The sequence below is a fragment of the Polyangiaceae bacterium genome (assembly GCA_015075635.1).
GTDB lineage: Bacteria > Myxococcota_A > Polyangia > Polyangiales > Polyangiaceae > JADJKB01.
The window spans coordinates 108817-123673 of record JABTUA010000002.1 but is presented as its reverse complement, the minus strand read 5'-3'; the positions used below and the strand labels follow the sequence as shown (position 1 = coordinate 123673).

10 protein-coding genes and 1 riboswitch are annotated in these 14857 nt (G+C 67.0%); of the genes, 4 read left to right on the top strand and 6 right to left on the bottom strand.

The annotated features are described in order from the left end of the window. The first annotated feature begins 11 nt into the window (after positions 1 to 11). From HS104_16845 to HS104_16835, 3 genes are all read left to right on the top strand, one after another. Complete coding sequence (locus HS104_16845; protein ID MBE7481635.1) at positions 12 to 221, top strand: hypothetical protein; 210 nt, start codon at positions 12 to 14, stop codon at positions 219 to 221. A 194-nt stretch (positions 222 to 415) separates the two neighbouring features. Continuing rightward, positions 416 to 823, top strand: a complete 408-nt coding sequence (locus tag HS104_16840; GenBank protein ID MBE7481634.1) for a hypothetical protein — start codon at positions 416 to 418, stop codon at positions 821 to 823. Then, positions 804 to 1832 carry a WYL domain-containing protein gene (locus HS104_16835; GenBank protein MBE7481633.1) on the top strand — a complete coding sequence of 343 codons (1029 nt, stop codon included), beginning with the start codon at positions 804 to 806 and terminating at the stop codon, positions 1830 to 1832. Before HS104_16840 ends, HS104_16835 begins: the two co-directional genes overlap by 20 nt. A 242-nt stretch (positions 1833 to 2074) precedes the next feature. Continuing rightward, positions 2075 to 2184: riboswitch (SAM riboswitch) on the top strand. Between the two features lie 153 nt (positions 2185 to 2337). Here the strand turns inward: HS104_16835 and HS104_16830 are convergent. The 3 genes from HS104_16830 to HS104_16820 are packed head-to-tail and all read right to left on the bottom strand — an operon-like array spanning position 2338 to position 4529. Continuing rightward, the gene (locus HS104_16830) at positions 2338 to 3822 is read right to left on the bottom strand and encodes an IS66 family transposase (protein ID MBE7481632.1); all 1485 of its coding nucleotides are present in this window, start codon (positions 3820 to 3822) and stop codon (positions 2338 to 2340) included. A 54-nt stretch (positions 3823 to 3876) separates the two neighbouring features. Further along, positions 3877 to 4212 carry an IS66 family insertion sequence element accessory protein TnpB gene (tnpB, locus tag HS104_16825; protein MBE7481631.1) on the bottom strand — a complete coding sequence of 112 codons (336 nt, stop codon included), beginning with the start codon at positions 4210 to 4212 and terminating at the stop codon, positions 3877 to 3879. Between the two features lie 50 nt (positions 4213 to 4262). Then, on the bottom strand, positions 4263 to 4529 hold the full coding sequence (locus HS104_16820; GenBank protein ID MBE7481630.1) for a hypothetical protein: 267 nt from the start codon (positions 4527 to 4529) through the stop codon (positions 4263 to 4265). Positions 4530 to 4608: 79 nt separating this feature from the next. On the opposite strand from HS104_16820, the gene HS104_16815 reads away from it, so the two are divergent. Next, entirely contained in the window at positions 4609 to 5028 is a 420-nt protein-coding gene (locus tag HS104_16815; GenBank protein ID MBE7481629.1) for a hypothetical protein, read from the top strand. A 276-nt stretch (positions 5029 to 5304) separates the two neighbouring features. On the opposite strand, the gene HS104_16810 is transcribed toward HS104_16815, so the two are convergent. Genes HS104_16810 through HS104_16800 form a run of 3 tightly spaced genes read right to left on the bottom strand, consistent with a single transcriptional unit; the run spans position 5305 to position 14826 of the window. Beyond that, positions 5305 to 5679, bottom strand: coding sequence for a hypothetical protein (locus HS104_16810; GenBank protein MBE7481628.1), 375 nt, complete (start codon positions 5677 to 5679; stop codon positions 5305 to 5307). A gap of 22 nt (positions 5680 to 5701) precedes the next feature. Further along, positions 5702 to 13207, bottom strand: coding sequence for a hypothetical protein (locus HS104_16805; protein MBE7481627.1), 7506 nt, complete (start codon positions 13205 to 13207; stop codon positions 5702 to 5704). After that, the gene (locus HS104_16800) at positions 13204 to 14826 is read right to left on the bottom strand and encodes a hypothetical protein (protein MBE7481626.1); all 1623 of its coding nucleotides are present in this window, start codon (positions 14824 to 14826) and stop codon (positions 13204 to 13206) included. The genes HS104_16805 and HS104_16800 overlap by 4 nt, the downstream gene beginning before the upstream one ends. Between the last annotated feature and the right edge of the window lie 31 nt (positions 14827 to 14857).

Here is a 14857-nt window from a genome sequence, read left to right as displayed (position 1 = left end):
TCCTACGCGCCGTGGACACTGCGACGCTGGCACGCAGGTTGAAGGACCACGGGATCAGCGTGACTCGACGCACCATCCAGCGGGACCTCGAGCGGCTGTCGTCGCGCCTGCCTTTGCACTGCAATGACACGAGCAAGCCCTACGCTTGGGCCTGGCACGAGGGCGGTGGCGAGTCATTCCGCGCGCTCGTGCTGCGCGTGGCGAAGCACGTCGAACGCTGACCCGTATCTGCTTGACGCGCTCCCGCACGCGCTCGAGGCGATCTGCGGCCATCAAGGAGCTCGACCGCGCCAGCGCCGACGTGCTGCATCACTTGGAGGCCGACCACGGGATCGCCGCGAGCTACGGACCAGAGGGCTCCCGCCGCGTGATCGACGCGCAGCGCAAGCTGCTGCGTGCGGTGAGGCTGTCACCCATGCTCGATGCCTGTCGAGACTGGCTCGCCGCTCGACCTGGGCGCTTCGTCCTCGGCGAAAACGTGGACGGTGAGCCCCTGCGGGCGGACCTGTCGGAGCCGACTTCGTGCCACCTCCTGATCGGCGGCACGACGGGCAGCGGGAAGTCGGTCCTTCTCCGCTCGATCGCCGCCGGGTCGGTCGAGTCAGGCCACGGACTCCCTGGTCGTGCTCGGCACCCGCGGCGCCGAGAAGCTCCTCGGCAACGGAGATCTGCTGGCGGACTTGGGACGCGGTGTCGTGCGGGCGCAGGGCGCGTTGCCTTGACACGCGGCCCAACCTGCGACAGCTTGCGTCGCACCCCGCGAACGATGACCGGCTGGCCAACAACCGGGGTATCGTTCGCGAATGCCGCGTCCTGGTCCTGAAGCAGAGACGGTCCACCGGCTGTGGACCTTGCTCCGGCTCATCCCCCGCCGGCCGCGCCGCGCCGACACCGGAGCGCTCAAGCGCCAGCTCGACACGGAGGGCATCGAGGTCACGCCGCGCAGCCTTCAGCGCGACCTGAAGCACCTCGCTGCGCGGTTTCCCAACCTCCATTGCGACGAGCGCTCCAAGCCCTACGGCTGGAGCTGGGACGGTGACGTGCCCTTGCTCGAAATCCCGGGCATGGGCCTCGGCTCCGCGGTGACCTTCGAGCTCGTGCAAGCCCATCTGACCCACACGCTCCCGCGCAGCACGCTCAGGACCCTCGACCCCTACTTCGCTCGGGCGCGCGAGGTGATCCGCAACACGGAGAACGCGAAGCTCGCGCGCTGGCCCAGCAAGGTGCGGGTGTTGCCGCGGGGCCTGTCAATGCGGGCGCCCGAGGTGTCGCCCCGCGTGCTGGACGTGGTCTACAGCGCCTTGCTCGAGGATCGCCGCCTGCGCGCGCACTACCGGCCCAGGCACGCGCCCGAAGCCAAGAAATACGAGCTGAACCCGCTCGGGTTGGTGGTGCGCGACGGGACCTTGGCGCTGGTGTGCACGTTCTTCGACTACGACGATCCCCACTACGTGCTCTTGCATCGAATGACGCAGGCCGAGCTGCTGGAGACGGCAGCGCGGCGGCCGAAGGGCTTCGACCTCGACGCCTTCCTGGCACGCGGCGGGGTCGGCTTCGTGCACGGCGATCCCATCGCGCTCGAGGCGCTGGTGGCCCGCGAGGTCGCCATCACCCTGCACGAGACGCCGCTCAGCTCCGACCAAGAGCTCACCCCCGCGGGCGACGAGCACGAGCTCCTACGCGCGACGGTGCCGAACACGCTCGACTTGCGCGGGTGGCTCCAGAGTTACGGCCCGCTCATCGAGGTGAAGAAGCCCGTGGCGTTGCGCAAAGAGCTGGCGGAGCGCGCGCGGCAGCTCGCTCGTATGTACGGGAAGCGCGGGGGGAAGTAGGTCAGGTCAGCCCGCCGCCGCCAACCTGGCGTCCCCTTCGATCCCTCCCGCGTCGCGAGCACCACGCTCCGCACCGTCGCGCGCGTCAGGGCGACTGTCCAACCGGCAAACTCTGGATCGTCGAGGAATCTCGTATCCGCATTCGTGGATGACTGCGGACCCACGTGGGCGAGGGCGGTGCGCCGTACGCTCCAGGAACCCTTCACCTGCGACCACCTGCGTCGCTACCCGGTGCTAGGCTTGCCTCATCCATCCAGACGGGCAGAGGGACCCGGCCCATCGAAGCCCGGCCAACCTACCTCACCAGGCAAGGTGGCAACGCCGGACGCGGCTCTGCCGCTCGCGATGAGGTGACCGATGCCCATTCACATCCCGACTGACGTTCCCAGGCTCGTAGCCAGCAAGAAGCGCGAGGCTCGGGTTCGGAAGGCCCAATCGTAACGCCTCGCCGCGCCCCGTCTTGACGGCTTGATTCGGGGACCACGCCCCGCTGCGCGGCGACCAGCTAGACGAGCTCGTGCGGCAAGAGCACGGAGCCGTCGCGTAGCGCAGCGTTCGTGGCGGCGCGGAGGTACGTGTGCGGGCCGACGCCAGCTAGTTTAGCGCTCTCAATCAAGCTGTAGAGCAGGGACGCGACCTCGGTGCCGCGCAGCGAGCGCGAGCCGTAGTGGTTCTTCCGCCCGACGACGACGCCGCGCAGGCAGCGCTCGGCGCCGTTGTTGTCGAGGGGCACATTGGGGTCATCGAGGAAGCGCAGCAGGCCGCCATCCCACATGCCGCCCATGTACTCGACGGCCTTGCGCAGTCCACTGCCCGGCAATGCCTCGACGCCGAGCGCCCACTTCTCGATGTTCTTCACCACGGCTCGTGATTCTGCGGCACGCAGGTGCGCACGGAGCTCGGGAGGTTCCGTCGCTGCTCGCCGCTCGATCTCGTAGAGCTGCCCGATCAGGTTGAGCACCTCCCCGCATTCCCTTGGGTGCTCCGCCTCGGCTTCGAGGAATTTTCGCCGCACATGGGCCCAGCAGTGCGCGATTTGATACTTGCCGCCGCGTTTGCGGAGCGATTTGTACGCGCTGTAGTCGTCGCACACGACGGTGCCGGCGTAGTCGCCGAGCAGATTCCGCGCCGCCTCGGTCGAGCGGCTGTCTTGGATCTGGTAGCAGACCGCGTCGGGCGCGGCGGCAGTCCAGACTTGCCACTTCTTCGCGTCGCCGCCGCTCTTCTTGCCCTTGGCGCCCATCAAGCGCCAGGTCGTTTCGTCAGCGCCGATGACCGGCTGACTGAGCACGTACGCGCAGAGAGCTGTGTACGTGGGACCGAGCACCTTAGCGAGCGCGTTGATCTGGTCCCAGAGCGTCTGCGAGTCGACGTCGAGCCCGTGCCGCGCGGCCATCTTCACCTGTCGCTCGAGCGGCAGGTGGTCGGCGTACTTCGCGATCGCCACGTTGATTGCGAAGCCGACCGAGTAGCGCGCACCCGGGAAGAGCTTGATCGGGCCGGGAGCAGTCTCGATGCAGGCGCCGCAGCCACAGCGATACTTCTGCCGGCGGTGCTTCTTCAGGACGTACTTCAGCTCGACGACGTCGACCTCTTCGCTCTCCTCGAATTGTCCTTCCCAGGCATCGAGCTGACCTCCGCACTTCGTGCAGACCTTGTCTGCCTCGTCGAGCACATGGATCTGCTCGACCTCTGGCAGCAGCGCTTGTGCGCGCGGGCCGTGCCCAGTCTGCGCGGGTCTCTCGCCGCTCGACTTCTCGCTGCGCCCGCGTTTCTCGCTCTTGTCGCCGAAGAGGAGGTGATTCCGCTTCGCGAGCTGCTGCTCGAGGTCCGCGACCTGGAGCTTCAGCTGCTCGGGGTCGCCGCCTTTGAGCGCGTGCAGCTCCTTCTTCAGCTTGGCGAGCAGACGCATCAGCTTCTTGTTGTCCTCTTGGAGCAACAGCGCCGCCTTGCGGAGCAGCTCGATGTCGTCGATATCGTCCAGCGTCACGTCACATTGGACGTAGCGCAGATCCACAAATTCATCACGCGATCGATTTTTCTTTCAGGCCGTCGTCTTCTTCTGCGGCCAGCGCGGAGTCAGATCCGCGAGCGTGAGCAGCGGCGGGCTGAGCTCGACACGGACGGCAGCGCTGCCTTCGATGAAGAGCGCGAGCTCGCTCGGTGTCATGCGCACGACGCCATCGCTCGCCCGCTCGTACACGGGCGCGAATCGGCCCTTTTCCAGGCGCTTTGCGAAAAGGCAGAGCCCGGTGCCGTCGAAGAAGAGCACCTTCGCTCGCTTCCGATCCCGGCTCACGAAGAGGAAGAAGTGTCCGCTGAGCACGTCCTTCCCGAGCGCCACCACCAGCGCTGAGAGCGTGTTGAAGCTCTTGCGCATGTCGACCGGCTCGCCGAAGGCGTAGACCGCGATCTGCCGCGCAGAGCCAATCACTCGTCGAGCCTCTGCACGAGCTCGACCACGCCATCGATGTCGAGCCCCTCGATGACGATTCCGTGCGGGCCGCGCACCACCAGCGCGCTCGCGCGGGGTTGGACCACGCGCACCGGCTGGAATCCCCCGCTCGACGAGGCAGCTCGCTCCCCCAGCCACCGAGACAACGAGCGCCAGCTGATGCCGATCTCGCCCCCGATCGCGAGCAGCGTGGCGCCCTGCGCTCGCCGCTCGGCGGCGTACGACACCAACTTCGCGAGCAACTCCTGCGGATACGCGCGACCGCGTCCTCGCGGGCCCAGTGTCGCGATCGCCCGCTGCAGCTCTTGGCGCTTATCTTCCATGCGCCGAGTCTCCGCGACCCGGCCGATCACGTCACGACGGGGGACGGCGAGGTCTTACGCCCAATCCGACGCGCTCGAGAGGACGAAGGCGCGGGCCAAAGCCCTCGAGAGAGCCGGCGCTGCCGAGCCCGCACGACGCGCGCTCGGGTTTGCGCGCGCCCTGGCCAAGAAGCTCGCCCTGCCGCCGGGCGGGCTTCAGATCTTCAAGGCCCACCGCGGGCGCTGCGTCACCCGCGCGTGGGTGATGCCAGATGGCTCGTTGTACATCCAGCACCTCGTCCAGCCCTTCGCCGCGTTCAACGTCCACGCACGCCGCAAGTCCGACCTGCTCGACAGGACTCCTGCAGACTTCATCCACGCGCTGGCCGCAGCCATCGACAGCGGCGAGGTATGGAAGCACGTGCGCGGCAACGGGTAGCGGGAGTGCAACAGCTCGCGTCGCTTGGAAAAACGCCGGCTGAGCTTCAGGGCCCAACCGGCGGAATTCGCACTCGATCTTTCGGAGCGGGAGAAGGGATTTGAACCCTCGACGTCCACCTTGGCAAGGAGCCGAAGAGGGTGACGGGCCGTGTCGACCCGTTACAAATCCGCGAGGTTACGTGACCACGCGTGCCTGGGCGTTCCGTCCCGTTTCGAAAGGTGGGTGTGCATCGGGGTGTGCACGCACGAAGCAACCGAAGCCCACCGGGAAGGCTCACTCGGCACTCGCCTCGCCGAGAAAAGTCACGGTCCACTCGCCGTTCTCGAACCGGAGGTCAGCGTCTGACTCAGCGTATCCGAGCGCCTGCCACGTTGCGATAGCTGCGGCACAGCGGACCGCGTCGTCCTTGGTGTCCGACACCGTTTCGTCCAGAGCGGTTACCCGGACGCTTGGCGCCGAACCACCTCGCCGCTCGTGTTCCGCAAGGGCGTGTCCCACTCCGGCGTTCAGTGCTTTCTCGAACCGTATCCGAGTCGGTTCCTCAAGCGCGTTAAGGTCCACGCCTGAGGGGACGTTCGCGTCCGTCTCAATCGCAACACCCGCAAACGCAGTGATCCCTCCCCGAGTCTTTCGCAATCTGAAGTACACGTGGTTTCTCTCCCGGAGACACCTAGAACTTGAAGCTTGAGAACACGTCCGCGGAGAAGTAGTGCTCCGAGCCGAAATTTCCGGTCTCACGGATTACGTGCTGGAAGGGGTGTGGCAGTCCTTCACCATACTGCGAGTGGGTCGCCATCCACTCCTCTACTGCCGCGTCGTCGAGCCTCCGCAGGTCAAGGGTACGCAGTCTGCGGTATTCGACGGCGCTCATCCTCCCCTCCATGATCCTTAATCCGGTCGCTCCACGGGCTTCCAGCGCTGCTTTGTACGCCTCGGCTTGGCCCCTCGCCCCCCACGTGTACAGGCCTTCGCCCAGGTTCGCTCGGCTCATGCCAGAGGGCCACGGGGTCCCTCCTGCGAGCAATCGCGACGCATCGCCCTCACCCTGCACTGTAAAGAACGACCTTGTTTGGACAGAGCGAAACGCTTGAACCGTTGCGCCACTCAACGCGAGGGCGTCTCCTACTGAACCAAGGGCAAACAAGCCAAGAGTTGAACCGTACTCGACGTCCGCAGCCGAACCGCCGAGAAGTGGCTTGCTTGGAAGTCGCGGCTCTTCATGTGCCCAATCGAACGTGGCGATGCTGAGTGCACCGTTGGCGAACGCAGCGGCCATGTCTGGCTCGGGTTTGGGCGGCGGAGCTGCGCTGCGACCGAACAAGATGTCTGCTGCCCGCTCCTTGTCGCCCGCCTCCATCGCTCGAAACGCCTCCAGCATTTCCGCGTTTGAGCTGAGCTGTTCATCCGACTGGTCAAATGGTGCAGGCGCGCCCTCGATCGTCACGTCGTCGATTGTCGTTTGGCGACTGGGATCGCAGTCCGGGTGAGAACCTCCTCCACAGTCAAGTCCACGCGGGTCAGTCGCTTTCAGCGCTTGGCCACGAACGTAGGCGTACAGATTGAGGTCAGCCCGTCCGGGTGCGTGTATTCCGAGCGGATCCGCACTCACCCACCGGTTCAAGAGCGGCGCGTAGTACCTCTTGCCGAAGTACTGCAGGCCGACCTCGACATCTTCCTCTTTCCCTGTGAACCGATAGTCCTCCCTGAACCCCGCCCACCGCGGCGGCCTGTAGTCGCTCTCCGCCGCGCCGTAAGCCTGGAACGTACTCTTCTCGACGAGCTCGCTCGTTGCCCGGTCGAGCACCACGCTCGTCGAGCCGAGGTGGTCGCCGAGCTCGAAGAGGACGTGGAGATGTGACTGCCCGATGCTCGGGACGTCGAGGTCTTCCCACGCGACGCGCGCGAGCCGGACGCCGTTCGCGAAGAGGTACGGGACCTCGGTCGTCTTCGAGAGCTCGTAGTCGGCGTCATCGACACTTCCGAAGACCCCGTACGCCGCCCTCCGCAGCTCCAGCGAGCCGAACACGTAAACCGTGTGGCGCTCCGCGCCGCTCGAATCAATCGCCGTCTTCAGGACACGCTCGTCGCCTGCGTCGTAGGCGTGACGCAGCTTCGCCCCGAGCACCGCACCCGTCGGGATGCCGTCGGCCGGCGGCGCCGTGCCCGTGGGCAGGTCCCAGCGCGCGGCCTCGGCGAGGCGGCCGACCTCGTCCCACTGGTACTCGAAGATCTGATTGCAGCCGCCGGGGGTTGGCAGGCACGGCCCGGTGCGCTCGAGAGCTAGGCGGACGAGATGCCCAGCAGCGTCATACTTCGCGCTGAGCTCGCCCTTGTGCGTAGAAGTGCCACTCTTGTTGCTGGCGGCTGCGAGCTGGTACGGCTTGCCGTTCGTCAGGTTGTTGGTGATCGAACCGAGCGAGCGGTCGTAGAAGCCGCCAACGTCGTCGTCGGTCTTGGACGTGTTGCCGAGCCAGTCGTATTCGAACGCTTGCCAGAGCGGGCGCTTGGCAAACGACGAGTGCGGGCTCGGCGTTGCGCGGCGCGGATCCAGGAGGGCGGCGGTGCCGCTGTTCTCCGCCTCGAACGGCGAGGTCCACGTGTCGTCGCCGGCCGCGTACTGGTAGTCCACACGCCGCACGCGGTTCAGGTCGTCGTACTGGACCTTGCGCGTGACGGGCTTCGCGCCGGCGGGCCACTCGTCGGCGATGCGCCAGTCGCGGATCTCGACGGGATTGTTGACCGAGTCGTATGCGAAATCCTCGTCCTGCAGCAGGAGCTGGAAGGTCGGCAGTGAGCCCGAGATCGGCGCGGGCTGGATGACCGCGGGCAACGCCGACCACTGGGGTGGAGGACCGCGGTAGGTTTGAACGTTCTTGAGGCGCCGGCGATTGTCGAAGAAGAAGTCGGTGGTGGTCTTCGCGATATCCCCGTACTCGATCGACTCGATGAGCCCGTCGGCTGTTCGGTGAACCTTGTTCACCAGCGAGCCGTAGCTCCCGGCCACGCCGCCGACAGCGCCACGGTTCGTGTAGGTCGTCTCGACCGCGCTCTCGCCGTTCGTCCCGAGCAGGTCCGCGACGGTGGCGCCCGTGCTGGCCTTGACCTCGCGGTCCGCGGCGTCGAACGCGACAGTCTTGTAGTACCACCGGGGCGCGTATCGGCCTGCGAGTGGCCCTGTCATGTTCGGTCGCGTGACCCGGACGGCTTCTTCAATCTTCCGGCCCACGCCGTCATACCGACTCCAGACCGCCGAACCTCGATCGAACACGGCGACGGGGCGACCGACCGAGAACCCGGTCGAGAAGCCTGCGGGCGGTTCTAGCCCGGTGACCGGAGTCGCTGGTGCGCCGTCATAGAGGTAGATGACCTCGAGCCCGGTCAGAGTGGAGACGGTGGGCGCGCTGTAGGCCTCATGCTGGCCCGCGACGCAAGGCGCGTAATCCTCGCCGGCCAGGCGCCCGGCACCATCATAGAAGAAGCTCGAGCCGCACCCTCGCGCGTCACTGGTCGCGCGGAGCTCGCCCTGATCGTTGTACGCGTACCGCCACGCCTTGACGCCCTGTCCGACGTCGGGGTTTGCCGTCGGGTCGGCCGTGAACCCGACCGTGGTGTGGGGCTCGACGTTGAGCACCATGCGCCCGAGGGTGTCGTAGCGCATCCAGCGCACGACCTTGTCGTTCGTGCCGGCGCGCACCCGCTCGATGACCTCGGGCTCGCCGGTCGGCAGGTAGGTCGTGCGGGTCTCGCGCGCGATGATCGAGCCGTTTTCGCGGAAGCGTTCGATCGCGACCGCGGCGCGGCCGTGTCCGTCGCGGCGTTCCGTGGCCGGCGTGCCCTGGTGTGGCCCTGGAAGGATGTCGGCCGCGTCGAAGAGGTCGGTGCTCAGCGCGTGGTAGACGCTCTGAAGCGTGACCGTGCCGTCAATGTCAAAGGTCTGGAGCTGCCGGCCGAAGGCGTCGTAGCGCTGGCGGCCATAGGGTGTGCTCGGGGCAACGCTCACGTCGAAGGACTGCCAAGCTCCGGTGTAGAAGACTTCGAGGTACTTCCTGCGAAGCGCACCCTTCGAGTCGAAGTCCACGAACCCGCCCGCGACCCAGTTGCCGCCATCGCCAGCGGCCTGGTCGGCTTCCTTCAACGTCGCGCGCGTACGGCCCATCCCATCCACGAACGAGACCGACTCGAGGTACTTCGCCTCCGCAGGCCCGCCGCCGTCCTGAGTCATGGAGTGGATCGCCGAGTAGGGCTTGTTCAGATCGGGCGGCAGGAAATAGGCCAGCTTGACGGTCTCGACTGTGCCCGCGCCGCCCCCCGGCAGCGGGCGGGTGAGCGCCGTCAGGCGCCCGAAGTGGTCGTAGGTCATCCTCGCGGGTTGCGCGTTCCAGTCCCTCACCTCTGAGGCGAGCTCGAGTCCGCGGTCGAAGTCGGCCTGCGTCGTCAGCGGGGCGGTGCCGCAGCCGCCGCGGAAGATGGTCTCGGTGACCGGCAGGTCGGCAAAGGCAGTGTCGTAGGAGATCTGCCGGCAACGCTCGGTCTGCCCGCCGCCGACGGGCGCAACGTCGTCGGTGACGTTTCCGAACTGGTCGTAGGTCTTGTTGGCGATGAGCTTGAGGCCGTCCGTGGAGAGACCTGTTGGCACTGAACCGGCGACCGAACGGTCCACGCCCAAGGACCCAGCGAGCTGGGCATGGACGTAGATGAGATCTCCGTTCGCGTCATACGTGTTCCGTGTGTCCTTCCACTCCGTCATGCCGTGGTTCTTGCCGGTCACGAAGGTCCGACTCGTGCGCCAATTCCACTTCGTCGGATCTCCCGGCGGCAGCACTGCGAGAGTGTGCTGCCAGATCTCCTCGTCTGCCGCCAGACACGCATCCCCGCTCTCGCACCCGAAGGCCTTTGCGAGCGTCCGGTTGCCGAATCCATCCACGACAAAGGTCGAGCGTGTCCGAGCCAAGCCCGAGGCCGCTCGAGTCGGAACGTTCACGGCGGTGTCGTCCGTGGTGGTGCCATTGACCTCCAGCGTCACGGCGTTCACGGAGGTCAGCGTGGACGCGGTGGTGGGCTGGGCGGTGTCGTAGAGGGTCTGGCTGGTCTCCGCCACGTGGGCGTGTCGAACGACCCGCCCGTCCAGCCCCTTGTAGAGCTCGCGCAGCACGTACCGGTTCGATTCGGTCTGCAGATAGCGCCCGCTCTCGTCGCGGCGCTCGGTCAGCCATGGCAGGCCCTTCAGTGCTTCGCGGGGATTGTCTCGCCACCGTTCGGGCAGGCTGCACTCGGGAGTTGCGTTGGTGGGCGTTTCGTCCAGGCACTCGCCCAGCAAGAAGCGCGAGTCCGTCACGTCGGTCGGGCTGTTCACGTCGCCTAGGCGGCGGGCCGACGCGCGCGCGAAGCCCCGGAATTCCCGCTGCTGCCCATCGAAACCCGGGTCTCCGTAGGTGTACTCGGTCACGTACGCGCCGCCGAGCCCGTCTTGCTCCGTCACCTTCTTGACGACGTGCGCCACGGTCGGCATGCGCGTAGCCCACGTCGCCGGAGTCGCCTCGGCCGCGAGCATCTCGGCCGTCGAGGTCGAATACTCGACCGCAGTCGTCTTTCCGAGCCCGTTCTGGACCTTGGCCAGCAGCCACGGGCGCACGCCGCCCGCCAGGTCGATGTACTTGTAGTCATAGCCGTCACCCCAGAGGATGTCCCGGGTGCCCGAGCCGTCGACGTCCACCAAGCGCACGCGGTCCGTCGCGGCGGGCTTGGGCGGCGTGTTGTAGAGGATGTGCCGGTCGGTCCAGGACTCGCCGTTCACGTTCAGGTAGACGTCCACGGCGTTGAACCGGACCTCGACCAGATCCGAGAGCCCGTCGCCGTTCACGTCGTCGAGCAGGAGCTTGCCGTCGCCGACGACCCCGAAGTTTGGGCTCGACGTCATGGCGATGTGCCGGTCTTGACCGAACGTCCCGGAGGGGCAGTTGTTGCGAATTCCCGTTCCCCAGAACCCGTTCCCACGCCCCGGCCAGTACCGGATCTCCCCGGCGCGCACCCGCACGATGTCGGTGATGCCGTCCCCGTTCATGTCGCCGAGGAAGACATCCGGATCGCTGAACTGGATCGGCGTTGCGCTCCACGGGAGACAGGAGGTCACCGGATCGTTCGATGCCGTGGCGCTTTCCGGCCCAGTGCGCGTGCCTTTGCCGAACTGGCCGTCCTGCGACGGGTAGCGTCCAAGGGCGAAGAACGTCTGCATCTGGGTGCCGGTCGTGACGACGACGTCCACGAGGCCGTCGGAATCGACGTCGAAGACCCGGATCTTCGAGCTTTCGTTCGTGAAGTCGATCTTCACGTCCTGCGCGGACGCCGTACTGATCGACCGGCCCTTCCATTGCCACGCGCCGTTCACGAGCTCCGGCGCCAGCACCTCGTACTTCTTGGCGATCGGCATGTGCACGAGGTTCGCGCGCCCGTCGCCGTCCAGATCGAACACCGAGACGTTCGTGTTCGAGAGCTTGAGTATGTTCTCGTCCGTGCCCGCAGGGATTCCGGCAGGATCGAGCGCAATCGTCGTCGCGCTGAACCCCAAGCCGAGCGGGTTCGTCGTCGCGCCGGCAGCGCCGCTGACGAAAAGGCCGTGCTTGCCGCTGAATAGGGCCGGTGCCGTGACCACCACGTCCGGCAACGCGTCCGAGTTGACGTCGAACAGGTCAGTGAGCGCCTCGTCGAGGGAGTACTTCGGGCTCGAACCGAGGGAGAGCTGCTTCTCCACAAAGTCTTCGAATCCAAGCTTCCCGGGCTGCGGCTTGACGTGCGTGTACTCGAACGTCATCGGTGGCAGCTTCGCGCATGCTTGCGCGGCGCCCTCGCCAGGCGCAGACGCCTCACTGCCTGCGCAGCGGCCCTCGACCTCGACCTTCTCGAGCAGCGAGACGTGGAACGAGTCGTTGTAGGTCAGGTGATACTTGCGGACGCGCTTGAATCCACCGGCATTGTCGAAGGTCTTGCTGGCGACCTCCACCGTCGCGAGACGCCAGCGCTGGTCGATGCGCCAACCGGGGCGGAACGAGAACGTCGGATCGGGGCGGACTTGCCAGACGAGGTGCGTGTGATGCGCGAAATCGGCGAAGGTGGTCGTGGTTGGGTTCGCCTTCGGCGTCGTGTCGTAGATGTCCGTCAGGTAGGCGCGGCCGGAATTTTGGGTGTAGCGATACACCACGACGTTCTTGGGATTGGCGTCGCCATGAGTGTCGTACTGCCGGACGAGGTGCCAGCGATAGATCTCGGCTAAAGCATCGGGGTTGCGCTCGAGCCCGGCTGTATACGTGGTCTCGTTCAGTGGAACGCCAAGCTCCATCGTGACGCCGGTCTTGCTCTGCACGCGCCACGTACTGCTGCCGTTCCAGAAGAATCGGAGGAACGACCCTTCAACGCGAGGACGGTAGTACTCCCACCCGGTAGCCCACGCCGGGAGCTCCTCGCCTGCCTGGAGCTTGCCCGCGCACCCGAGCGTCGCGTGACCGACGGTGCAAATCGGAATCAGCTCCTGCCCACCGTTGAACACCAAGCGGTCTCGCTCTGGGTGCCAACCCGTCCCATCGTTGTACTTGGGGGTTCCGCGATCCGTTTGCCGCGCGATGAACGGCACGGGAAGATCCCAGCCGACGCCCGCCGCGCCGAACCCCGCGCTCGAGCTGTACGAGAGGCCGAGCGATGGCTGAGCCGCGCCGCGCGCCGAGGGCAGCGAGAAAGGTACGCTGAACGTGGCGATGCCCGTCGAGAGCTGGGCGGAGAAGCTCTCGCCCATGCCCTGGATGCTCCCGCTGGTGCTGGGGAGCGAGATGGCTTGGCTCGTGACGCCACTCTTGTCGGCGCCGCTCGGCAAGGATGCCGCTGGTATCGCGGGTGCCACCGGTGTCGAGGACACGTCCACGGCGGTGACGGGCTTGGCGCTGACCTTGGCCTCGCTCTTGTTCCGAACCGCCGGCTGTGAGCTCTGGCGCTTTGACGATTCCGCGACGGGCAGCTCGGACTCCGCCTGAGCCTCGGTCGAAGCCTCGTCCGCGGATTCCGCAGCGGGCGGTGACTTCTCGGGCGAGCTCGCGCGGGCGTCCGGACCGGTCGTGAGCGCCACGCACGCGCCGAGGACCGCCGCCGTGACGAGCGCGATGCGGCTCGCGACACCAGTTCGTCGGCTCATCCTGACCCCGCATCGAGCAAGGGGTTCTTCCGCACGATGGGGACTGGGATGAGCTCGACGACGACGTCGGGCGCGCCTTCATCCTTGCCGAAGACGAGACCGTAGTCGTCCCACGCGGTCACCAGCGCGCCCTCGGGCGCGAGGGGGCTGGCGGCGAGCGCGGGGAATCGCTGGTCCCCCGGCGTGTGTGTGTCCCACCTGGGCAAGCGCAGAGGCGTGCCCAACGTGATCGTCGAGCCGTTCCATAGCACTTCGCGAAGCCAGAGCTCCTCGGCCTTCGGATCACCGGACGCAGCGGCTTCGCGCCATGAGAGGAAGATGCGCGAGCCGACGCGCACCGCGTTCGGGTGGCTCTGCGCAGCGGTGGCGCCAGTGTCCAGCGCGATCGACGCCGTGGTACCGGGCACGGTCGAGCCCAGCAGCGCACCGCGCAGCTTCGAGCCGGCACCGGATCCAGCATCGCCAACCGTGAAGACAACGAGGAGCGTCGACGCGTCGAGCTCCGCCAGCGCCGGCTTGTCCTCGGTTCCAGGCGGCGCGTGCGGGCCAACTGACCAGGTCGTGGTACCGGACTTCGCTTCGAGGGTCTCCGAGCCGGTGCTGGTGGTCGCGCGCCAGGCAGCCGCCCAGGTCGAGCCGAACATGCCGAGCGCCACGTTGGCTTCTGCGTTCGCGGAGTCGGCGAGCGTTTGGTCACTTGTCGACTTGGGATTGAGCGCGGCGTCAAAGGCCCGGTAGCGCAGGTCGGGGCCCTTCACCGCATCGGAGTCGTCGACCCAAGCGACCACGAGCTCCGTCCCGGTCCAGAGCACATCCGGGTCCGACTGTGAGAACACTGTCGTCTTGTTGGCATGGGCGGGCTCGCCCGATGGTGCGTTGGGAGGCTCGACCAACCGGATCGCGACGCCAAGCGAATCGCCATCTCCGTCGAAATCCGTCCACGCCATTGCGTACTTCGCACCGGGAAGCGCCGCCACGACCGGCGAGCTGAAGAGAAGCGGCGTCGACTTGGTGCCCGTGCTGACCAGCAGCGGAGAACCGACGCGCACGCCTTTCGGATCGAAGGCGTTCAGCGCGATGCGCGGCGGGGCAAAGCCTGGCTCGACGTAAGCCACGGCGAAGCCATCGGCGTCGGCGGCAACGGGATGCCGGCCTTCGCCGAGATAGCGACCGGATGCGGGCTTGCCGGAGTCGTTGACCGCCGGCGCGACGGAGAGGAAGTCGTTGACGAAGCAGGATGTAGTGCAAGCGTCGTCGTTGGCCGCGTTGCCGTCGTCGCACTCTTCGTCGAGGCCGCGGATGCCGTCGCCGCAGACTGTCGAAACAGGGCCGCTGTCGGCGGCGTCAGAGGGTGCGTCTACCGAGGCGTCTGGCGCGCCGCCAGTACCGCCGTCGCCGGGGTTGATGCCGCCGGAGCCACCGGTCACAGACCCTGCAACGCCGCCGCCGCCGGCTGCGCCGCCCAGCCCACCTGCGCCAGCCGCACCCGCAACGCCTCCCGACCCAGCAGCGCCGGCCTGCCCTCCTGAGCCAGCAACTCCACCGGTCCCCCCGCCACCACCTCCGCAGCCGGTCGGACCGCAGGCTGCCGTGACCGTGATGCCCAGCAAGGCCAGCACGGGCGCCCAGCGAAGGCGCCGACGCGGCGGC